This window comes from Geomonas limicola (assembly GCF_014193675.1).
Taxonomy (GTDB): domain Bacteria; phylum Desulfobacterota; class Desulfuromonadia; order Geobacterales; family Geobacteraceae; genus Geomonas; species Geomonas limicola.
In genome coordinates this window covers 286,802-307,741 of the sequence record NZ_BLXZ01000005.1, presented here as the reverse complement: position 1 = coordinate 307,741, position 20,940 = coordinate 286,802, and the positions used below count along the sequence as shown (strand labels likewise).

Genomic DNA, 20,940 nt, shown 5'->3' with positions numbered 1-20,940 from the left:
GCTATCTGAGGAAACTTTTAACATTTGGAATGACTTAAGTCAATGATTTACCACTATTTTAATCTTAACCAACATTAACACCACTATAAGACAACGTAGTAGTGACAGAGATGCTTCACTCCGATCTACGTAAATAAAGAGCCCGACAGGGTTTTTGTCGGGCTCATTCACGGCGTTGACAGTTGGCGTCTCGTCTTGTTCAGGATCCAGAAAGGCAACATCCTCACAGGCGCTGACACAACCTGCCAGAATTCCTACAATATTTTGCCCGATTAACGGAGTTTGCGGTACCAGTCGAGCGCGACATCCAGTCCCTGGCCGATAGTGTGGGTGGGGCAGTAGCCAAGGAGCGTGCACGCCTTGTCGATATCGGCCTGCGAGTGCATGACGTCGCCGGCCCGGAAGTTCCGGTAGATCGGGGCAAACTGCTCAAGGTGCGGGTAATGGGAAGCGAGGCGGCTGCGCAACAGCTCAAAGAGCTGGGTCAGGCTGGTCCGGTCGTTGAGGGCGACGTTGTAGGCACGGTTCACGGCATCCGGGTTCTGGCCGGTCGCCGCCAGGAGGTTCACCTGCACCACGTTTTCCACGAAACAGAAATCGCGGCTGGTCTCGCCGGTGCCGTTTATGTAGACCGGTTCCCCCGCGATCATGGCGGCCACCCACTTGGGGATCACCGCGGCGTAGGGGCCGTCGGGGTCCTGGCGGGGCCCGAAGACGTTGAAGTAGCGCAGCCCGACGCACTCGAGGCCGTAGTGGCTGGCAACCTGGTGCGCGTAGAGTTCGCAGACGTGCTTGGAGACGGCGTAGGGGGAGAGCGAACGCCCGATGTGCTCCTCGACCTTGGGGAGCGCCGGGTGATCGCCGTACACCGCGGAGCTCGAGGCGTAGACGAAGCGGCGCACCTTGGCGTCGCGGGCCGCCAGCATCATGTTGAGCGTGCCGGTGACGTTGTTATCGTTAGTGTTGTACGGGTTGTCGATGGAGCGCGGCACCGACCCCAGGGCCGCCTGGTGCAGCACGTAGTCGGCCCCTTGAGAGGCTGCGGCGCAGGCAGCCGGATCCCTGATGTCCCCTTCGATGAACCGGAAGCGGGACCAGACGTCCTCGCCCACCAGGATACGTACCTCGTCGAGGTTCGCGCGACTGCCGGTAGAGAAGTTATCCAGCCCCACGACCCGCTGGTCCAGGCGCAACAGGTGCTCGAGAAGGTTTGACCCGATGAAGCCCGCCACCCCGGTTACCAGCCAGCAGCGCGGTTCCGCTCTCAGCTGCCGCTTGAGATCTTCGTATGCTGTCACGCCTTTCCTCCTGTCGTAGGTAAGTTCTTGTCGAGCCGATCCACCAGCGGAAAACGAATCCCCCCTGCCCCCGTTTTTCAAAGGATCTTTCGGGAATTTCGGGGATAACGTGGGTAGGGGTGAATCATCATTCGCCCCGACAGAAACGCTCCGGACCTTGATGGCTAGCTGATCTCGTTCCCGACACGGAGCAGGGGAGCGAGCGAGGCTAATCTCCTCTGCTCCCGCTCTTTCAGAGCGAACTCGGGTTCGGCCGCAACGCGTCAGTCGTACACCAGTTCACCGGTCAGGAGCTGGCGGGCGGCGGTTTCGCCGACGGTTGCCCTCACGGTGTCGAGCCCGCTCTCCAGGATGGCCGCAAGCCCCTGCGAGGTGTGGGCATCGCTTCCCAGGCAGGAGTAGATGCCGTTTTTCAAAAGGATGATGGATCTCTGGCGCACCACGGCGCCGTACACTCCCGCAAAACTCCCGATGTTACCCTGGAACTTGCATCCTGACTGCTTGAGATCCAGGACCAGGGATCCCTCCAGGCTCGTTTCCTTGCGCATCCCGAAAACGGAGCCCAGGGCACCGAAGAGACCGGCGTCCTGGCGGGGAGGAGCGAAGGCTGCGCAGCGCTCGGGATGGGCGAAGAGCGGCAGCACCCCCTGCCTGCGCAGTTGCACTACCATGGCCGGCACCAGGTCGCCCGGGGCCCTGAACGGGATCTCGACCAAGAGGTAGCGCGAGCCCCCGACGGTTAAGGCGGCGGGAACCAGGTCCAACAGGTATTCGTCGAAGTAGTGCTCCGTCCCGGCCACCAGGCGAACCGGGATGCCGGCGTCGGAGATCTCCTCCTGCAGGGCAGCCACGCCGCTGCGCACCCCGTCGGGCCGGTTTTCGAAGCCGCCGGTGATGAGGTGCGGCGTACAGTGCACCGTACCGAAGCCGTAACTCGCCAGGGTGCGTGCCATCTCGAGCGAGTCGATGCTGTCGACGGCACCGTCGTCGATTCCGGGAACCAGGTGGCTGTGAAAATCTACGAAGCAGGTATCCATGGATCAGGTTCTCGAGGTTATGGGTGGCAAGCGACGAACCAATGGCACAAGGGGCGGCCACAATCGTTCCGGGAACTGTGCACCGGTTGCCGCGCTGGGACAAGATCCGAACCTGGAAGGTTAATGACTTTTCCTCAGCCGCTTCTTCTTAAGTAACATGTTGCCCACATCAAGTCAAACGCCGCGACTTAAGCCCGGGTATTACCTGAGACCGGGCCAGATCCATCCGACGTTGCTCACTGGTGCTGCTGTTGCCAACCCAGGCGCGACAGGTATACTACAATCGGCCCAGGAGATGCTCATGGAGAACAGCGCGTATCTGGCACAGGAGAGTTTGCAGCAGTTTCTCGACACCCTCGGTGGCTTCGGCACCCTGCACGCCCCGACCTGGTCCGAGAGCGGCGTCTCGCTCTTTGCACCGGTGCGCTCGCTGGATGAGATCGACCTCGGCTATCGACGCACCCAGATCCCTCCCAAGAAGTACCTCTTCCCGTTTCGCGACACCTTCCTCGAATACCGCGAGGGGCACTACCGCTTTCCTGACGGCACGAGCCCTGCCACCGTGCTTTTCGGCGTGCACGCCTGCGACCTGGAGGCGATCGCCTACCTGGACCTGGTCTTTCTGAGCGAACCGCGGGATCCCAGGTACGCCGAACGGCGCGCGAAACTCCTTCTGGTCGGCATCTCCTGCACCCCCGACGAGTACTGTTTCTGCAGCGAACCGCAAGGCTCGGCACGCTGCGACCTGTTCCTGGAGGCACGCGAGGGAGGCTTCCGGGTACATGCCGGGACTGCGGCCGGTGCGGCGATGCTCGGGGCCGCGTCTGAACTTTTGCAGGAGGCGGATGCCGCCCCCTCGGGCAGAGCCCCTTCCTGCCTGATCCCCGCCCAAGACCCCGCACGGGCCTATTCCCGTGACCCGCTCTGGGATGAGTTCGCCCGCAGGTGTGTCGGCTGCGGCGCCTGTTCGGCCTGCTGCCCCACCTGCTACTGCTTCGACGTCCGGGAGACTCCGGGATTATCCGGGGACGGCTCCCGGGTAAGAGAGTGGGATAACTGCCTCTTTCCAAGCCACGGCGCCGTCGCCGGAGGGAACTTCCGCCCCACCCGACTGGATCGCCTGAGATACCGGTTCCTGCACAAGTACTGCGGCTTCTCGCCCCTGGAGGGGAGATCCTCCTGCGTGGGGTGCGGCCGTTGCAAAGAGCTCTGCCCGGTGGACATCGACCTGCGCGAACTGGTCGCGATGCCCAGGGGCGAAACGGAGCAGCCATGACGGCCCAAGCGCTTGAGCCCTACCTCCCGTTCGCGGCGACGCTCGTGGAGCGCCGGGAGCTCTCGCCGGACACGGCGCTGTTCCGGGTGGCCCCCGAGCCGGCTGCGCGTAGCGCCTTATCCGGGTTCCTGCCGGGGCAGTTCATGCAACTCTCCGTCCCGGGTGCGGGCGAAGTCCCCATTTCTCCCGCTGATCTCCCCGGCGCTGATGGTACCCTCGAACTCTGCGTGCGCCGCGTCGGGCAGGTGACCACCCTGCTGCACCAGGCGCGTCCCGGTCAGCCGCTCGGCCTGCGGGGGCCCTTCGGCACCGGCTTTCCCGTGGAGGAGATGACCGGCTGTCCGGTGGTGCTCCTGGCCGGTGGACTGGGGATCGCCCCGCTGCGCTCGCTCCTGCTGCACCTGGTGCGCAACCGGGAGCGCTACGGCGAGGTGACCCTCATGTACGGGGCGCGGGAGCCGGCGCTCATGCTGTTTCGCGAGGAACTGGTCGGGCTTGCGGCAGCGCACGGGCTGAGGCTCTACCTCACCGTCGACTTCGCGCCCGAGCAGGCGGCTGGCGAGTACGCCTGCGCGGTGGGACTGCTCCCCGACCTCCTCAAGGGGTTTCGTTTCGACGCGGGTCAAAGCTATACCGCGGTCTGCGGCCCTCCCCCGCTCTACCGCTGCCTGATCGGGGAGTTGACCGCAGCAGGTGTCGCCCCCGACCGGGTGCTTTTGAGCCTGGAGCGCAGGATGCGCTGCGGCATCGGGCGCTGCTGCCACTGCGCCATCGGGACCAAGCTCTGCTGCACCGACGGCCCGGTCTTTCGCCTAAGCGAGCTCGCCGGCATCCCGGAGGCGTTATGAACAAGCCGAGCCTTGCCATTGCCGGGCTCACCGCCTGCTCGGGGTGCCAGCTCACCCTGCTTAACTGCGAGGGGGAACTACAGGAGATCCTGGAGCGGTTCCAGGTCGCCTATTTCCCGATGGGGCAGAGCGACCCGGACCGGCAGGCGCGCTACGACCTGGCGCTCGTGGAAGGAGCGGTTTCCACGCCCGGGGACTTGGCCACCCTCTTCCACTTCAGAAACGCAAGCCGCCTCCTGGTCGCCTTCGGCACCTGTGCCCTTTTCGGTGGGATCGCCGCCCAGCACAACCGCACGACCCCGCGCCCCAAGCTGCTCGAGGCGGTCTACGGAAATGGAGAGTCCCGGCCGGAAAGCTTCCCCCCAGCCCCGTTCAAAAACTTCGTCAGCGTCGACGCCGGCATCACCGGCTGCCCCCCCGAGAAAGGCGAACTTCTGCAGCTTCTGGGAGCCGTGCTCGCCGGCACCCTCCCCGCCTTCCCGCATTACCCGGTCTGCCTCGAGTGCCGCAGCCGCGAAACCCTCTGCCTGCTTCTGGAAAGAAACCAGCTCTGCCTGGGGCCCGTCATCCAGGCGGGATGCAACGCCCGCTGCCCGGCTACCGGAATCCCCTGCGAGGGGTGTCGCGGGCCGGTCGCTGAGGCAAACGTGGCCCAGGAGCTGGAACTCTTGCTGGAGCGCGGTTTTTCCAGGGAAGAGATCGAGCGCCGGATGAGCCGTTTCACCGTGGAGTGGGATTATGGGCAGCGTCGTTGAGGTGAACCCGCTCAGCCGGGTGGAGGGGCACGGGAGTGTCAAGGTGTACCTTGAGGGGGGACGCGCCGAACGGGTGGAGCTCTGCCTGACGGAGTCGCCCCGGCTCTTCGAGGCTCTGCTCCGGGGTCGCAGTTACGCGGAGGTTCCCGAGATCGTCTGCCGCATCTGCTCGCTCTGCTCGACCGTCCACAAGGTGGCTGCACTTCGTGCGGTGGAAGATGCCTTTAAGCTCACGGTTTCGCGGACCACGCAACTCACCAGGGAACTCATCCTGCACGGCGGGCAGCTGCAAAGCCATGCCTTGCACCTTTACTGCCTGCTGCTTCCCGACCTTTTGGAGGTGAAGGGGGTGGCCGACCTGGCACGAGAGGCACCGGATCTTCTCAAGACCGGCCTCAAGCTGAAACAGGTAGGGAACCTGATCCAGGAGGAGTTGGGCGGCAGGTTGATCCACCCGGTGAACATCACCCTGGGCGGGCTGGGACGGCGGACCTCGCGGGACACCCTGCAGCGGCTGGCGGATGGGATCGAGGAAATCCTGCCAAGCTGCCTCCAGGCCCTCCAGCTGTTCCGGCGCAGCCTCCCCTTCCCTCCCCTGCCGACGCCGCACTATCTGGCCCTTGCCACCGCCCCCCACAGCTTCACCGGGGAAGAGTTCCAGCTGGACGCCCTGCCGGGAATGCCGGTCAGTCGCTACCGGGAAGTGGTCTCGGAGTGGACCGTCCCACACTCCCACGCGAAAAGCGCCCGGGTGGCCGGGATGGTCCCGACCGTGGGGGCACTGGCCCGCCTGAATCTCTCCCAAGCGGCGCTCCCCGGGGAGGAACCGTTACGGGAGGCGCTCGTCGAGGTTCAGGGACAGGACATCCGGGCCAACGCGCTGGCCCAGGCCATCGAACTCTGCCGCTCCGCACTGGCCGCCCGTCTGCTCGTCGAGGAACTTTTAGAGCACGACCCGGCAGACACCGGGAGGCCGCCCCATCTTACCCCCGCGGCGGGAAGCGGAACCGCCGCCTACGAAGCGCCCCGGGGCGTCCTGATCCACAGCTACAGCTTCGACGCCTCGGGTAGCTGCACGGCCGCCGACGTGATCACCCCGACCTCGTTGAACCACCTGGCACTGGAGGAAAATCTCTGGGCGCTGGCTCAAGCCCTGGACGGAAGTGAACCGGCTCTCCTGACCGGCTCGCTCGAGCGCCTGGTACGCTGTTTTGACCCCTGTATTTCCTGCGCCGTGCATCTGGTTCAGCTCTAAGTTTCGAAGGTCACTGAGGAATAGCCAAACGGAGTGCCACGAGGCAGAAAAATTACGCTAAAACAAAGGGATACGGCAGGAAAAAAATTGAATTGGCGCGCTTGACAGCAAAACGGAGGTTGCTAGACTTGGGCTGGCAACGCAAGGCAATTGCGAAGCAAGCTCTGGAATACTCGTTGCGTGCGGTTGAGTTCCCTGACTACCTTATCGAACCATGTCATCCCGGGTACAGCCGTGGTGAGCAGGCCCCCGCGCAGCAGGGGGAAGCCTAAAACGCCTTCTCGGGGTATATTGCGACAGCGGTCAGCAAACCCAAACCCAGCGTGTACGGTATTCCGGAGCACCAAAGAAATTGGCGTTAGAGGCAACGCGGAAAGCGACTTTTCTCATCCGCCAGGCGGCCAGCACCACCGCTTGAAAAAGGGGAGCAGCACCGGTCCGGCAGCAACCCTGGTCGACTTCGAGCAGGATCCCCGCCCTCCGGAACAACTCCACCGACGGATTAGCAGAAAGTGCCCTCCTAACGCCAATCCCACCTAAAGGTCCATGACGCCCGTCATGGACCTTTTTTAGTTTTCCCCCGCTCATTACTGTCAACAGATTGGCGCATGTCAAAAACATCCTGAAAAGTGGATAACTTATGGAGGGGGTGGCGACGAAACCACGCTGGTAGCGGATCGTCTTCCACAAATGCTGTGGATAACCATGTGGAAAGGAGCCTATCGAGGCTCGTTCAGCGAGGTATTTTCCGCCGAAATTGGCATTTTGCACAAAAAATGGGCAGCAAATCGTGACTGCTCCGGAAGGGGAGCTTCGGGGGCGGGCCTGCCCGAAAAGGGTTCAGGTTGCCGGGAATGGACCGTGCCCGCCCCCTCGCCTTAACGGTGCTCCGGTTGCGCTTTGCTGAGGCCGGAAGCCAGGTCTGGGTAGCGCAGGGTAACGCCGAGTTCCCGCAGCATGCGGCTGTTGTCGAGGATGCGCGCCTCCGAGAAGTAGGTCAGCATCAAGGGGGTCATGATCTTCCGGGCCTCGTCCCAGTCTACCTGGGGCGGCCTGGGCAGACCCAGGAAATCGGCGGCACGGTTGAAGTAGTCGGCCATGGTCGTGGGGTGGCCATCGCTTACGTTGTAGATCGCGCCGTCCGTGCCGCGCTCCAGGGCAGCCAGGCAGATGCGGGCCAGGTCCTCGGCGTGGATCCGGTTGGTGGGGCGACAGAGGTCTTCGCGCAGGACCGGCAGCTGGTTTTGCAGCTGCGTGAAGGGAAGGCGGTCCGGGGCATAGATCGCCCCCACGCGCAGAACGACCACCGGTACCCCGTGCGCCCTCCCCCAGGAAAGCGCCTGCTCTTCGCCGTCCAGGCGCCGTTTGCCCCGGCTGGTCTGGGGCTGGGCCGGGCTCTCCTCGGTGACCACCTCACCCTGGCAGTCTCCGTACACGGCACTGGTGCTCAGGTAGACCAGTTTCGCCGGCTCCCCCCCCGGATGGATGGACGCGAGGAAGTTGCGCATCCGCGTCTCGTGGTTCCCCCCTCCCGGCGGCGGCGCCAGGTAGATGATCCCCGCCCCTGGTACCGGCAGGCCGGCAAGCGAAGCCGGATCGTCCAGGTCCGCCGTGTTGAGCTCGCCCCCCTCCATGCTGGTCCCCTTGCGGTTCAACGCATCGATCCGAACCCCGTCCTCTTTGGCAAGCGTCGCGATGCGCTGCCCCACATAACCGAACCCAATGATGAAAAGATGTTCCACATGCCACCTCTTTAGTCACTTTTGTTGCGGCAAACCTGCGTGCGCCGCCCACCTATCTAGCAGAAACTTCTAGCGACTGCCAGCAAAAACCCACCGAAGGACCGCGTAGAAATTGCAATTCGACATGTTACAGTTAAACGGTTGACGAGGAGGACCCTGATGAGGCACTCTACTTGCACTCACCTGATGGTGCTTTTGTTGGCAGGCCTGGCGGGGAGCATCGCCGAAGAAGTGCACCCGCAGCCCCTACCGCTTGGCCAGGAAGAGTACCTGGATGCCGAGGACTGGTTCCTGTCCGGGCTCGCGCTGAACAGCGCCGGCCGTTACCAGGATGCCGCCCTCGCCTTCGCGCGCAGCCTGGACATCAATCCGGAAAGTGCGGCGGCCTGGCTCAACCTGGGGACCGTGGAGGCCCTGAACGGCGATTTCCAGCAGGCCATCAAGGACCTGAAAAAGGCGCTGAGTCTCGCGCCGAAACTCTCCCTGGGCTACTCGAACCTCGCCGAGGTGTACTTCCGGGTGCAACAGTACCCCGAGGCCGCCGAGGCCTACCGCTCACTCCTCGAACTCACCCCTGAGGACAGCAACGGGCACTACAAGCTGGGCCTGTGCTATCTCTACCTGGGGGAGGCGGGCAAGGCGCAGGGCGAGTACCTGGCGTTGAAACTTCTCGACCCGGACCTGGCGGGGAAGCTGATCCGGGCCATAAACCAGCGCGGCACCTAGCCGTGGAGTACAACCTACCATGCATATCAGCCCCCTGCTCACCGATCTCTACGAACTCACCATGCTGGCTGGATACCTCGAGCGAGGGATGCATGAGCGTCCCGCGGTATTCGACCTCTTCTTCCGGAGCAACCCCTACCAGGGTGGGTACGCGGTATTCGCCGGGCTGGAAACCGCCCTGGAATACCTGGAGGAGCTGCGCTTCACGGCGACCGACCTCGAGTACCTGGAGAGCCTGAACCTCTTTTCCCCCGCGTTTCTCGCCTACCTGGAGAGCTTCCGCTTCAGGGGACGCGTCAGCGCACCGCCGGAAGGGAGCGTGGTTTTTGCCCGCGAGCCCCTTTTGACCGTGGAAGGGGGGCTCGCCGAAGCGCAGTTCGTGGAGACGGCGCTACTCAACGTGATCAACTTCCAGACCCTGGTGGCCAGCAAGGGGGCGCGCATCAACCACGCGGCCGGCGGCGCCCAGGTCATGGAGTTCGGCCTGCGCCGCGCCCAGGGGCCCGACGGGGGGTTGAGCGTGGCCCGCGCCGCCTACATCGGAGGGGTGCGCAGCACGAGTAACGTCCAGGCGGGCCAGGTGTTCGGCATCCCGGTGAAGGGAACCCACGCCCACAGCTGGATCATGGCCTTTGCCGACGAGCTCACCGCCTTTCGCCGCTATGCCGAGGTGTTCCCCCAGGGGTGCATCCTGCTCATCGACACCTACGACACCCTGAAAAGCGGGCTTCCCAACGCGCTCACCGTGGCGGCGGAGTTGCGCGAGCGTGGCCACGAGCTCTTCGGGGTGCGCATCGACTCCGGGGACCTGGCCTACCTCTCGCGGCAGGTGCGCGCGGCCTTCGACGAGGCCGGTTTCCCCGGGGTGAAGGTGGTTGCCTCCAACGAACTTGACGAGCACGTGATCGAGTCGATCCGGGCCGAAGGCGGGCGGGTGGACATCTACGGCGTGGGGACCCGGCTCGCCACCTGCGCCGGCGAAGGGGGTGGCGCCCTTGGAGGGGTCTACAAGCTGGTACAGGTCGACCACTCCCCCAAGCTGAAACTCACCAGCGATGTCTCCAAGGCGACCCTTCCCGACCACAAGACCGTGCTGCGGGTCGTGGACCGCCAGGGGAACTTCATCCAGGACGTCATCACGCTGCGCGGCGAGGCACTCTCCCCCGGCGACCTGGTCTACGATCCCGGCAACCCGCTGCAGCAGGTGCGCATCCCGGATGCGGCGAACTTCGTGGAGTTGCGCAGTCTCGTCATGGAAGGAGGCCGGCGCTGCCGACCGCCGGAAACCCTCGATGCCGCGGCGGACCGCTCCCAGGAGCAACTCTCCCGGTTGCCGGCAGGCTGCCTGCGCCTCATCAACCCGCACACCTACAAGGTTTCCATCAGTGCGGGGCTGAACCAGCTGAGGCTCAGCCTGATCACCGAGGTCAAAGACAAATTCAAGACGAGGCACACGTGAGACCACGATCCGCAAAGGAGACCGATATGCAGCGCAGAGCGGCCCTACTTATCGTCGATGTCCAGCTCGATTTCTGTCCGGGGGGGTCCTTGGCCGTAGCCGAGGGAGATGCCGTGGTCCCCGTGCTGAACCGCTACATCTCGCTTTTTTGGAAGCGGGGCACCCCCATCTTCGCCTCGCGGGACTGGCACCCGGCACAGAGCGCCCATTTCAAGGAAAACGGCGGCAGCTGGCCGGTGCACTGCGTCCAGGACACCCCGGGGGCCGAGTTTCACCCCAAGCTCCTGCTCCCCGAGGGGACCATCGTCATCTCCAAGGGGCTCACCCGCTGGGACGAAGGGTACTCCGCCCTGCAGGGGTTGACCGAGAACGGTACCCCCTTCCCGATGCTGCTGCGCCACATGGGGCTGGACCGGCTCTACGTGGGGGGGCTGGCTACCGACTACTGCGTGAAGGAGAGCGTCCTCGAGGGGCTCAAGGAAGGGTTCGCGGTGACGCTTCTGGCCGACGCGGTGCGTGCGGTAGATCTTACCGCCGGTGACGGCGCCCGTGCCGTCGACGAGATGCGCGCAGCCGGCGCCAGCCTGGTGACCCTGGATACGGTAACGGAGCTGCTCACGAGCGACGCCGGCGGTCCCCACCACCGGCGGGCCTTGCGTTCCTGAACGCGCCCCCGGGTCGTTGCTGCAGCTAACCCGTCGGTCCCAATGCTTCCCCTCCCCTTGTCGGGTGGGGGGACGCCGAGGTAAGGTCGGAACCTCCTTCTGGCACCCTCCCCGCAAGAGGAGCGCCCCGCCACCCTCAGCTAACCTGCGGTTTTCTTTCCAGTCATACAAAAATATGCTCCCCTCAAAATAACGTTGAGGCGGGGCATTTTTTTTTGACAGCAGGTTGGAAACAGGCTAGATTACGGCACATTAAAAATTGTTCCGCCGAGGAGCCCCAGCATGATCAAGACGAACAACCTTAAGATCAAGAGCATCACCCCCATCATCGCGCCTACCGACCTGAGGCAGGTGTTCCCCATCTCCGACGAGTCGAGCGCCTGCGTGAGCGCAAGCCGCGCCGCGATCATCCGGATCCTGCGTGGCGAGGACCGGCGCCTGATGGTGGTGGTCGGGCCCTGCTCGATCCACGATCCCAAGGGGGCCCTGGAGTATGCCGAGAAACTGGCGGCCCTGTCGCGCGAGGTCTCCGAGGAGCTCTTGCTGATCATGCGGGTTTACTTCGAGAAGCCGCGCACCACGGTCGGATGGAAAGGGCTCATCAACGACCCGGACATGAACGGGAGCCACCTGATCTCCAAGGGGCTCGGGATTGCCCGTAGCCTCTTGTGCAAGATCACCGAGATGGGGCTTCCGGTCGCCACCGAGATGCTCGATCCCATCACCCCCGAGTACCTGGCCGACCTGCTCTCCTGGGGAGCCATCGGCGCCCGCACCACCGAGTCCCAGACCCACCGCGAGATGGCAAGCGGACTCTCCTTCCCGATCGGGTTCAAAAACGGCACCGACGGGAACCTGCAGATCGCCTTCGACGCCATGAAAGCGGCGCTGCATTCGCACAGCTTTTTGGGTGTGAATCGCGACGGCCTTACCTCCATCGTGCAGACCACCGGGAACCCGGACGTACACATCGTGTTGCGTGGCGGCAACAAGCGCCCCAACTACTACCCGGAAGACATTACCAAGGCCGAGCAGATGCTCGTCAAGGCCGGACTGCTGCCGACCATGATGGTGGACTGCAGCCACGGCAATTCCGAGAAAAAGTTCGAGCTGCAGCCCCAGGTGCTGAAGAGCGTGGTGGACCAGATCGAGGCCGGCAACCGGAGCATCTCGGGGGTCATGATCGAGAGCTACCTGAAGGAAGGGAACCAGCCGCTTCCCAAGGACCTCTCCACCCTGGAGTACGGGGTTTCCATCACGGACAGCTGCATCAACTGGGAGACCACGGAGGCGACGCTGCGCGAGGCGTACGCAAGGCTCAAGGCGTGCGGCGGCAGGCGGGCTTCGTAGGCTGCGACTGTAGCGGCTGAGGTTTTATAAAGGACAAGAAGGACTGCAGGTACGGAGGGGATTTCAGGGACACCAGGGACCTGGGCCCTGATTGCTGAGAACGAGAACAGAGCAGAACAGAACGAGAAAGGCCCCGACAGTTGCTGTCGGGGCCTTCTTTTTCGGCAATGACGTGAGGTTTTACTTCGCGGTCACCAGGTAGAGCTGCTTGATGAAGGTGGCGTCGGTTGCGGCCTTCACCTTCTCGAGCACCTCGGGTGCCACCTGGGAATCCAGGGAGAGGATAACCATGGCCTCCCCCTTCTTCTCGCGACGACCGAGGTTCATGGAGGCGATGTTGATTTCGTGCTCGCCCAGGATGGTGCCGATCTTGCCGATGATGCCCGGACGATCGCCGTAGGCCATGAGCAGCATGTGCTCCTCGGGACGGAAGTCCATCTGGTAGTCGCGCAGCTTGACGATGCGCGGGATTCCCTCGAACAGGGTACCGGAGATGAGCCGCTTCTCGCCGGACCCCTCGATGGTCAGGGTGATCATGTTGGAGAAGGCCTCGGACTGGCTGCTCTTCACCTCTTCCACGACGATCCCCATCCGGTCGGCGACCAGCTGGGCGTTCACCATGTTGACCTCCTGCTCGACGCGACGGTTCAAAAGGGCCGCCAGGCCGGAGACGGTGATCGGGGTGCAGTCGTGCTGGGCCAGGTTCCCCGAGTAGGAGAAGGTGATCTTGTTCAGGTTGGTTTCCACCAGCTGGATGGCGAAGTCCGCCAGCGCGTTCATGAGGTTCAGGTAGGGACGCATCTGATCCATGAGCGAGGCGTCGAAACGCGGGATGTTGAGGGCGTTGTCGACCGGCTGCTCGTTGAGGTAATGGATGATCTCGCGGGAGACGTCCACCGCCACGTTCACCTGGGCCTCGAAGGTGTTGGCACCCAGGTGCGGGGTTACCACCATCTTCTCGTGGCCGATCAGCTTCTTGAGGATCTCGCTGTCGGGGGGTTCCTGGCTCCAGACGTCGAAGGCGGCACCGGCCACTTTGCCGGAGTCGAGCGCCTCGAGCATCGCTTCTTCGTTGATGATGCCGCCGCGCGCCGCGTTGATGACGATCACCCCCTCCTTCATGGCGGCCAGTTCCTTCTTGCCGATCATGTTGCGGGTCTCATCGGTGAGCGGGGTGTGCACGGTGATGATGTCGCAGGTCTTGACGACCTCCTCAAGGGTCACCAGGCGAACGCCCAGGTCGTGCGCCCTTTTCTCGGCGATGTAGGGGTCGCAGGCGATCACGTCGCACTCGAAGGCCTTCAGGCGGGTGGCCACCCGGCCGCCGACCTTGCCCAGGCCGATGACGCCGGCCTTGCGCCCTTTCAGCTCGTAGCCGGTGAAGGGAGCGCGCTTCCAGGCGCCGCCTTTGAGCGAGGAGTTCGCCTTGGTGACGTTGCGGCAAAACGAGAGCAAGAGCGCCATGGCGTGCTCGGCCGCGGAGTTGGTGTTGCCGAAGGGGGCGTTGACCACGATGACCCCCTTGGAGGAGGCGTAATCCACGTCGACGTTGTCCACGCCGACACCGGCGCGGGCCACCATCTTCAGCTTGGTCGCGGCGTCGAGCAGGGGCTTGTCGACCGTGGTGCCGCTACGGGTGATGATAACGTCGTAATCGCCAATGATAGAGTAGAGCTCTTCCTTCTTAAGTCCCAGCCGCACATCCAGCTGCACGCGTGGATCCTGCTGCAAAAGCGCCAGTCCTTCCTGAGCCACCTCATCGGTTACGATAATCTTCATTGCCACTCCTTTTGGGTTTTGAGTTCACTTTGTGCCGGGCGTTGTGGGGTGCTGGGGCAACCAGCGCCGGCGGTTTCAGCATCGTTTTGGGTCACCGGGTCTTGGCGTTGCGGACAAAGGCCCTCACCTTCTCGGGATCCTTGCGCCCCGGCGCCGCCTCGACTCCACTGGAGACGTCGACCGCGTACGGGGAGACGGAGGAAACGGCCAGGGCCACGTTGTCGGGGGTAAGACCACCCGCCAGGATTATCGGGCCGTGCCCTTTGGCGGCGCTGGCCAGGTCCCAGTCGAAGCGTTCGCCGGTGCCGCCGTATGAGTTGGGAGAGTAAGCGTCGAGCAGGTAGCCGGCGACCCGGTAGTCGCTCAGGGCGGCGAGGCTTTCCGCGCCGCGCACCCTGAATGCCTTCATCACGCGCCTGGTCACCGCATCACAGTAGGAGGGGCTCTCCTCACCGTGCAACTGGATCAGGTCCAGTCGGCAGCGCTCGGCGGTGGCATTGACATATTCCAGAGGAGCGTTGACGAAGAGACCGACCACCTGCACAAAGGGAGGAAGTCCTGATACGATAGTCGCCGCCTGCTCGGAAGTGACGCAGCGCGGCGATTTTTCGAAGAAGACCAGGCCCAGGGCATCGGCCCCGGACTGAACTGCCATGAGGGCATCGTCAAGCGTTGTTATACCGCAAATCTTAACTTTTGTCATCGCCGTATACCCTTAAAATTGCTCAACATGCACCGGGCGCCTTGAGAGAATCGCCGTCGTACTTCCGGAACCTCATCCTGTCAGACACAGGCTCCCCCTCGCCTTTTGGGAGAGGGTCGGGTGAGGGCTCCGGTACCGGTAAGGACCTCGCAGCGAGGAAAAAACCCGCCTTCGTGGCAGCCTCCCCCACCCCCCTGCCCCCTCCCGCAAGGGGCGGGGGTGAGTTGAGGCGAGCCGGTAGAGCTTACTCGAGAGCAAGCCCAAGGGGACAGGCACCTGCGGAGCCAGTCCCCTGCCGGTCAGCCGGGATTAAGCTACAGCGAGACCTTGGGGAGCCGCTCCAGGGCTTCGCGGATCTTCTCCTCGGGGTACTCGAAGTCCTCGAGGTTGCCGGAGAGGAAGGAGTCGTAGGCACCCATGTCGAGCTGGCCATGGCCGGAGAGCCCGAAGAGGATGGTCTTCTCTTTCCCCTCCTCCTTGGCCAGCACCGCCTCGTCGATGGCGGCGCGCACCGCGTGGGACGATTCGGGTGCCGGGACGATCCCCTCGCAGCGCGAGAAGAGCAGCGCTCCCTCGAAGCAGGCGGTCTGACGGTAGGCCTTCGCCTCGATCTCACCGGCGTGGTAGAGCTGAGAGACCAGCGCTGAGTCGCCGTGGTAGCGCAGCCCGCCGGCATGGATCCCCGGAGGCATGAAGTCGTGCCCCAAGGTGTACATCATGGTAATGGGGGCAAGCTTCGCGGTGTCGCCGAAATCGAAGGCGTAAACCCCCTTGGTGAGCGTCGGACAGGAGGCCGGCTCGACGGCGAGGCAGCGCACCTTCTTGCCGTTGGCACGATCGGCCAGGAACGGGAACGAAAGGCCGGCAAAGTTGGAACCGCCGCCGCAGCAGGCAATGACCACGTCGGGATAGGCGCCGGCCAAGGCCATCTGCTCCTTGGCCTCCAGGCCGATCACCGTCTGGTGCAGGCAGACGTGGTTCAAGACGCTCCCTAGGGCGTAGTTGGTGTCCTCGTGGGTGGCGGCGTCCTCCACCGCTTCGGAGATGGCGATGCCGAGGCTTCCCAGGTTGTCCGGGTCGTGTGCCAGGATCGTGCGTCCCGCGTTGGTGAACTCGGACGGCGACGGGTGCACGGTGGCCCCCCAGAGCTGCATCATGCTCTTGCGGTAGGGTTTCTGGGTGCAGGAGACCTTCACCATGTAGATGGTGCACTCGAGGCCGAACATCGAGCAGGCGAGTGCCAGCGAACTCCCCCACTGCCCCGCGCCGGTCTCGGTAGCCAGTCGACGGATGCCGGCCTGCTTGTTGTAGTAGGCCTGGGGAATGGCGCTGTTCGGCTTGTGCGAACCGGCCGGGGAGACACCCTCGTACTTGTAGAAGATCTTCGCCGGGGTGCCGAGCGCCTCTTCCAGGCGCCGGGCCCGGAAAAGCGGCGAGGGACGCCACAGTTTGTAAATTTCGCGAACCGGGTCGGGGATGTCGATCCAGCGCTGGCTGGACATCTCCTGCTCGATGAGCGACATCGGGAAGATGACACTCATGTCTTCAGGCGTCACCGGCTTCATGGTCTGCGGGTTGATCACCGGGAACAGCGGCCCCGGCATGTCGGGGATGATGTTGTACCACTGCTTCGGGATGCGGGACTCGTCAAGTATGTACTTGGTGTTCATAGGCCACTCCTTTTCAGCATTGATAGCACAGCAAAGATCCAGGGGAAGCAGGCGCCTCCCTACCCCAGCAACTCCTGGAGTTTGGCGCCGATGTCGGGCTCGCGCATGAGCGATTCACCGATCAGGAAGGCGTGCACCCGCTGTCCGCTCAGGCGCTCGATTTCCTGTCGGGTGGTGATGCCGCTTTCGGCAACCACCAGGCGCCCCGGCGGGACCAGCTTGGCCAGCCGCTCCGAGGTTTCGATGTCCACCACAAAGCTCCTGAGGTCGCGGTTGTTGATGCCGATCAGGTTGCAGTCGGTCAGCAGCGCGACTTCCATTTCTGCCTCGTCGTGCACCTCGAGAAGCACATCGAGCGACAGTTCCCGCGCCAGGGCGCTGAACTCGCGCAACTGCGAGAGCTCCAGCATCGCCGCGATGAGCAGGATGGCGTCGGCGCCGGCCGCACGGGCCTGGTAGATCTGGTAGGGGTCGAAGATGAAGTCCTTGCGCAGCAAGGGGAGGCTCACCTGTTCGCGGATCAGCGCCAAGTACCCGAGGTGCCCCAGGAAGAAGTGCTCGTCGGTGAGTACGGAGAGGCAGGTGGCGCCGTTGTCCTGGTAGGTCAATGCGACCTCCAGCGGATCGAAGTCGGGCCGGATCACCCCTTTGGAGGGGGACCCTTTTTTCACCTCGGCGATGATCGGGGTCCAACCGGAGCCGCAGGCGTTGACGATGGCCGCTTCGAAGCCGCGCGGCTGGTCTTCGAGGTCGGCGATACGCGCCTGCACCTCGGCTAGCGGCATGTCGGCCTTGGTGCGAGCCAGTTCACCGGTCTTGTAGTCGACGATCTTCTTGAGGATATCGGGTATTTCACTCATGGAACATTTTCCTTAATAGTATCAGCGTAAGGACCTTAAGGACCTAAGGGACCTGATAGCCTGGTACCCGAATTTTGGCAGGGTCCGGGCCTCTTGCTTCTGAAGGCCTTACTCTACCTCGTTGGTCAGCGCTACCAGATTCTCCAACTGCGCCGCGGCACGGCCACTGTCGATGGCGTCGACGGCCATCTTAAGCCCCTGGCTGGCATCGGCAGCCTTGCCGGCCGCTACCAGGGCAAAGGCGGCGTTCAACAGCACGATGCGCCGCTTCGGCCCATCGACGCCGGCCAGAACGTCCTTCACGATGGTCGCATTCCCCTTGGCATCGCCACCGTAGAGGTCGGATGGCGTGCAAGAGGCCAGGCCGAAGTCCTCAGGCTTGATCACCCGCAGTGCAACACCTTCCGTAGTCACCTCGGCAAGGCGCGTCGGCCCCACCAGGGTGATCTCGTCCATGCCGTCGGACCCGTGCACCACGAAGCCACGCTTGCAGCCGAGTTTGTGCAGCACGTGCCCCAGTTTCTCGACCAGGTCCTCGCGGTAGACGCCGAGCACCTGGCAGTCCGCACCGGCGGGGTTGGTGAGCGGTCCCAGGATGTTGAAAATGGTGCGGATGCCGATCTCCCGGCGCGGCCCGATGGCATGTTTCATGGCACCGTGCAGGGCGGGCGCGAAGAGGAAGCCGATGCCGATCTCGGCGATGCTGCGCTCGACGGCTTCCGGAGTGATGTTCAGATTGACCCCGAGCGCCTCGAGAACGTCGGCACTGCCGCACGACGATGAGACGGCGCGGTTGCCGTGCTTGGCCACCTTGACGCCGCAGGCGGAAACTACGAAAGCGACCGTAGTGGAGATGTTGAAGCTGTTGGTGCCGCTGCCTCCGGTACCGCAGGTATCCAGGATCGTTTCCCGGTCGATGTTGATGTCGTCGCGGTCGATGTCGAGGACACTCTTGCCGACCCGAATGGGAAGGGCCCGCTCGCGCATGACCCGCGCGGCACCGGTGATCTCGTCGACGGTCTCACCCTTCATGCGCAGCGCCGTGATGAAGGCGGCGATCTGGGCCGGGGTGGCAGCACCGGACATGATCTGGTCCATCACCTCGATCATCTCGGGTTCGCTCAGATTCTCCCGCTCGACTACCCGCGCTATGGCCTTGCGTATCATTTCTGCTCCTCTTAAAGGCAGGGACTAGGGACTAGGGGCTGGGGACCAGGGAAAACCTGAACGGTCGCTTATCCTCAGACACCTTTTGTTCCCCTCGTCCCTACTATCAAATTCCCAGTCCCTGTCTCATCTCCTCGTCCCTAATCCCCAGTCCCTAGTCCCTGCCTCATCCCCTAGTCCCTGCCTTTGGACATATCCAGGAAGTTCTGCAGCATCTCGCGCCCGCCTTCGGTGAGGATCGACTCGGGGTGAAACTGGACGCCCCAGATCGGGAGGGTCTTGTGCTGCATCCCCATGATCTCCCCCTCGGCGACCCAGGCGGTCACTTCCAACTCCGCAGGAAGCGTCTCGCGTTCGACGATGAGCGAATGGTAGCGGGTCGCCTGGAAGGGGTTGGGGAGTCCGGCAAAGAGTCCCTTGCCATCGTGCAGGATCGGCGAGGTCTTGCCGTGCATGAGGGTCGCGCTCTTGATGACCTTGCCGCCGAAGGCGTAGCCGATGGACTGGTGCCCGAGACAGACGCCGAGAATGGGGATCTTGCCGGCAAAGTGACGGATCACCTCGACCGAGATGCCGGCCTCTTCGGGAGAACAGGGCCCCGGCGAGACCACGATGCGCTCCGGATTGAGCGCCTCGATCTCCTCGATGGTGATCTTGTCGTTGCGGAAAACTTTTACCTCTTCACCCAGCTCGCCCAGGTACTGCACGATGTTGTAGGTGAAAGAGTCGTAGTTATCTATCATCAGAAGCATTGCGTACCCCTCTTCGCCTCTAGTCCAATCCTTTTTCAGCCATCTCGATGGCCTTTACCACCGCCCTGGCCTTGTTCACCGTCTCCATATACTCGGCGGCGGGATCGGAGTCGGCAACGATGCCGGCTCCCGCCTGCAGATGAACCTTGCCGTCCTTCACCACCAGGGTCCGGATGGCGATCGCCATGTCCATGTTGCCGGAGAAGGAGAAGTAACCGACGGCACCGCCGTAGACCTCGCGACGCACCCCCTCGAGCTCTTCGATGATCTCCATGGCCCGCACCTTCGGGGCGCCGGAAAGGGTCCCCGCCGGGAAGGTCGCCCGCACCACGTCGAAGGCGTCCTGCCCCGGTGCAAGTTCCCCCTGCACGTTGGAAACGATGTGCATCACGTGGGAGTAGCGCTCGACCACCATCAGCTCGGAAACCTTGACGCTGCCGATCTCGCAGACCCGACCCAGGTCGTTTCTCCCCAGGTCGACCAGCATGACGTGCTCGGCCCTTTCCTTGGGATCGGCCAGGAGCTCGTCGGCAAGGGCCGCGTCGGCCGCTGCGGTCTTGCCACGCGGCCGGGTGCCGGCGATGGGACGCAGCTCCACGCGGTCCCCTTCCTTGCGCACCATGACCTCCGGAGAGGCCCCGACGACGACGGTGTCGTCCAGGCGCAGGAAGAACATGTACGGCGAGGGGTTCAGGGTTCGCAGCACGCGGTAGATGTCGAAGGGGTCGACGGTGAGCTCGCCGGAGAAGCGCTGCGAGAGGACCACCTGGATGATGTCCCCGCTGCGCACGTATTCCTTGGCCCGGGTCACCGAGGATTCGAAATCCTCGCGGCGCACGTTGGAGGTGAGGTTGACCTTCCCCGAGGCGGGTCGCCGTTCTTCGGCCGCCAGCGGCGCCTTCAAGCGGGCGATCAGACCGTCGATCTTGGCCACCGCATCGGCGTAGGCCTGCTCGGGAGTCAGCGAGCCGTCCAGGTGGGCGTTCGATACCACCTTAATCTTCTGGCTCAAACTGTCGAAGATCACCATAGTGTCGGTGATGATGAAGTAGGCGTCGTAGGCGTCGATCTCGCGGCGGTTCTGATCGGGAAGCTTCTCGAAGTGACGTACCGCGTCGTAGCCCAAGTACCCTACCGCGCCACCGAAGAAGCGGGGGATACCGGGGACTTCCACGGGGGTGTAGCGCGCCATGTACTCGCGCACGAAGTCAAGCGGGGAGACCTCCTCGACACGACGCACCGTTCCGGCTTCGACGACCTCGACCCAGTTGTCCTTGCCGCGGATAACGACCGCCGGCGACGACCCCAGAAAGGTGTAGCGCCCCCATTTCTCGCCACCCTCGATACTCTCGAGCAAAAAGCCGAAACGGCCGTCGTCGATCTTCTTGAAGGCGCCTACCGGGGTGTCGAGATCGGCGAGGATCTCGCGGTACACCGGAATCAGATTACCTGCGCTGGAAAGGGACTTAAATGTCGGGAAGTCTGGATGATACATGGGACTCCTTGGTTGGCGGCCGGGGTTGCTTCGGGAGGGAGCCATTCCCTGGTCAAGAAAGGAAATAGACCAACTTTAGTAGCATAGGCGGCTTAAAGAGTCA

18 protein-coding genes are annotated in these 20,940 nt (G+C 63.5%); 8 read left to right on the top strand and 10 right to left on the bottom strand.

Going from position 1 to position 20,940, the window contains the following annotated elements; translation table 11 throughout:
• Positions 1-272: 272 nt before the first annotated feature.
• Positions 273-1,298, bottom strand: coding sequence for an SDR family oxidoreductase (locus H7688_RS14035; protein WP_183361783.1), 1,026 nt, complete (start codon positions 1,296-1,298; stop codon positions 273-275).
• Positions 1,299-1,561: 263 nt separating this feature from the next.
• Positions 1,562-2,335 (bottom strand): tyrosine-protein phosphatase, encoded by a 774-nt coding sequence (locus H7688_RS14030; protein WP_183361782.1) that lies wholly within the window; start codon positions 2,333-2,335, stop codon positions 1,562-1,564.
• 301 nt (positions 2,336-2,636) lie between these two features.
• Between H7688_RS14030 and H7688_RS14025 the strand changes: the two genes are divergently transcribed.
• From H7688_RS14025 to H7688_RS14010, 4 genes are read left to right on the top strand one after another with little or no spacing between them, the layout of a single operon-like run.
• Positions 2,637-3,611 (top strand): 4Fe-4S dicluster domain-containing protein, encoded by a 975-nt coding sequence (locus H7688_RS14025; protein ID WP_183361781.1) that lies wholly within the window; start codon positions 2,637-2,639, stop codon positions 3,609-3,611.
• On the top strand, positions 3,608-4,459 hold the full coding sequence (locus H7688_RS14020; RefSeq protein ID WP_183361780.1) for an FAD/NAD(P)-binding protein: 852 nt from the start codon (positions 3,608-3,610) through the stop codon (positions 4,457-4,459). The genes H7688_RS14025 and H7688_RS14020 overlap by 4 nt, the downstream gene beginning before the upstream one ends.
• Complete coding sequence (locus tag H7688_RS14015) at positions 4,456-5,214, top strand: NADH-quinone oxidoreductase subunit B family protein (protein WP_183361779.1); 759 nt, start codon at positions 4,456-4,458, stop codon at positions 5,212-5,214. The genes H7688_RS14020 and H7688_RS14015 overlap by 4 nt, the downstream gene beginning before the upstream one ends.
• On the top strand, positions 5,198-6,469 hold the full coding sequence (locus tag H7688_RS14010; protein WP_183361778.1) for a Ni/Fe hydrogenase subunit alpha: 1,272 nt from the start codon (positions 5,198-5,200) through the stop codon (positions 6,467-6,469). The genes H7688_RS14015 and H7688_RS14010 overlap by 17 nt, the downstream gene beginning before the upstream one ends.
• A gap of 878 nt (positions 6,470-7,347) precedes the next feature.
• On the opposite strand, the gene H7688_RS14005 is transcribed toward H7688_RS14010, so the two are convergent.
• Positions 7,348-8,211 carry an SDR family oxidoreductase gene (locus tag H7688_RS14005; RefSeq protein ID WP_183361777.1) on the bottom strand — a complete coding sequence of 288 codons (864 nt, stop codon included), beginning with the start codon at positions 8,209-8,211 and terminating at the stop codon, positions 7,348-7,350.
• A 159-nt stretch (positions 8,212-8,370) separates the two neighbouring features.
• Between H7688_RS14005 and H7688_RS14000 the strand changes: the two genes are divergently transcribed.
• The 4 genes from H7688_RS14000 (at position 8,371) to H7688_RS13985 (ending at position 12,411) form a co-directional block, all read left to right on the top strand.
• Positions 8,371-8,937 carry a tetratricopeptide repeat protein gene (locus H7688_RS14000; protein WP_183361776.1) on the top strand — a complete coding sequence of 189 codons (567 nt, stop codon included), beginning with the start codon at positions 8,371-8,373 and terminating at the stop codon, positions 8,935-8,937.
• 19 nt (positions 8,938-8,956) lie between these two features.
• On the top strand, positions 8,957-10,396 hold the full coding sequence (locus H7688_RS13995) for a nicotinate phosphoribosyltransferase (RefSeq protein WP_183361775.1): 1,440 nt from the start codon (positions 8,957-8,959) through the stop codon (positions 10,394-10,396).
• Between the two features lie 26 nt (positions 10,397-10,422).
• Positions 10,423-11,061, top strand: a complete 639-nt coding sequence (locus tag H7688_RS13990; RefSeq protein ID WP_183361774.1) for a nicotinamidase — start codon at positions 10,423-10,425, stop codon at positions 11,059-11,061.
• Positions 11,062-11,343: 282 nt separating this feature from the next.
• Positions 11,344-12,411, top strand: coding sequence for a 3-deoxy-7-phosphoheptulonate synthase (locus H7688_RS13985; protein ID WP_183361773.1), 1,068 nt, complete (start codon positions 11,344-11,346; stop codon positions 12,409-12,411).
• Between the two features lie 180 nt (positions 12,412-12,591).
• On the opposite strand, the gene serA is transcribed toward H7688_RS13985, so the two are convergent.
• The 7 genes from serA to trpE form a co-directional block, all read right to left on the bottom strand.
• Positions 12,592-14,190: a phosphoglycerate dehydrogenase gene (gene serA / locus H7688_RS13980; RefSeq protein WP_183361772.1), complete on the bottom strand. Its 1,599-nt coding sequence runs from the start codon at positions 14,188-14,190 to the stop codon at positions 12,592-12,594.
• A 91-nt stretch (positions 14,191-14,281) separates the two neighbouring features.
• A complete protein-coding gene (locus H7688_RS13975) occupies positions 14,282-14,893 on the bottom strand; it encodes a phosphoribosylanthranilate isomerase (protein ID WP_183361771.1) in 612 nt (203 codons plus the stop codon).
• A 314-nt stretch (positions 14,894-15,207) separates the two neighbouring features.
• Positions 15,208-16,563 carry a TrpB-like pyridoxal phosphate-dependent enzyme gene (locus H7688_RS13970; protein ID WP_183361770.1) on the bottom strand — a complete coding sequence of 452 codons (1,356 nt, stop codon included), beginning with the start codon at positions 16,561-16,563 and terminating at the stop codon, positions 15,208-15,210.
• 59 nt (positions 16,564-16,622) lie between these two features.
• Positions 16,623-17,423, bottom strand: a complete 801-nt coding sequence (trpC, locus tag H7688_RS13965) for an indole-3-glycerol phosphate synthase TrpC (RefSeq protein ID WP_183361769.1) — start codon at positions 17,421-17,423, stop codon at positions 16,623-16,625.
• A 108-nt stretch (positions 17,424-17,531) separates the two neighbouring features.
• Complete coding sequence (gene trpD, locus H7688_RS13960; protein ID WP_183361768.1) at positions 17,532-18,590, bottom strand: anthranilate phosphoribosyltransferase; 1,059 nt, start codon at positions 18,588-18,590, stop codon at positions 17,532-17,534.
• A 173-nt stretch (positions 18,591-18,763) separates the two neighbouring features.
• On the bottom strand, positions 18,764-19,342 hold the full coding sequence (locus H7688_RS13955; RefSeq protein ID WP_183361767.1) for an anthranilate synthase component II: 579 nt from the start codon (positions 19,340-19,342) through the stop codon (positions 18,764-18,766).
• Between the two features lie 19 nt (positions 19,343-19,361).
• A complete protein-coding gene (gene trpE, locus H7688_RS13950; protein ID WP_183361766.1) occupies positions 19,362-20,837 on the bottom strand; it encodes an anthranilate synthase component I in 1,476 nt (491 codons plus the stop codon).
• Positions 20,838-20,940: the final 103 nt, after the last annotated feature.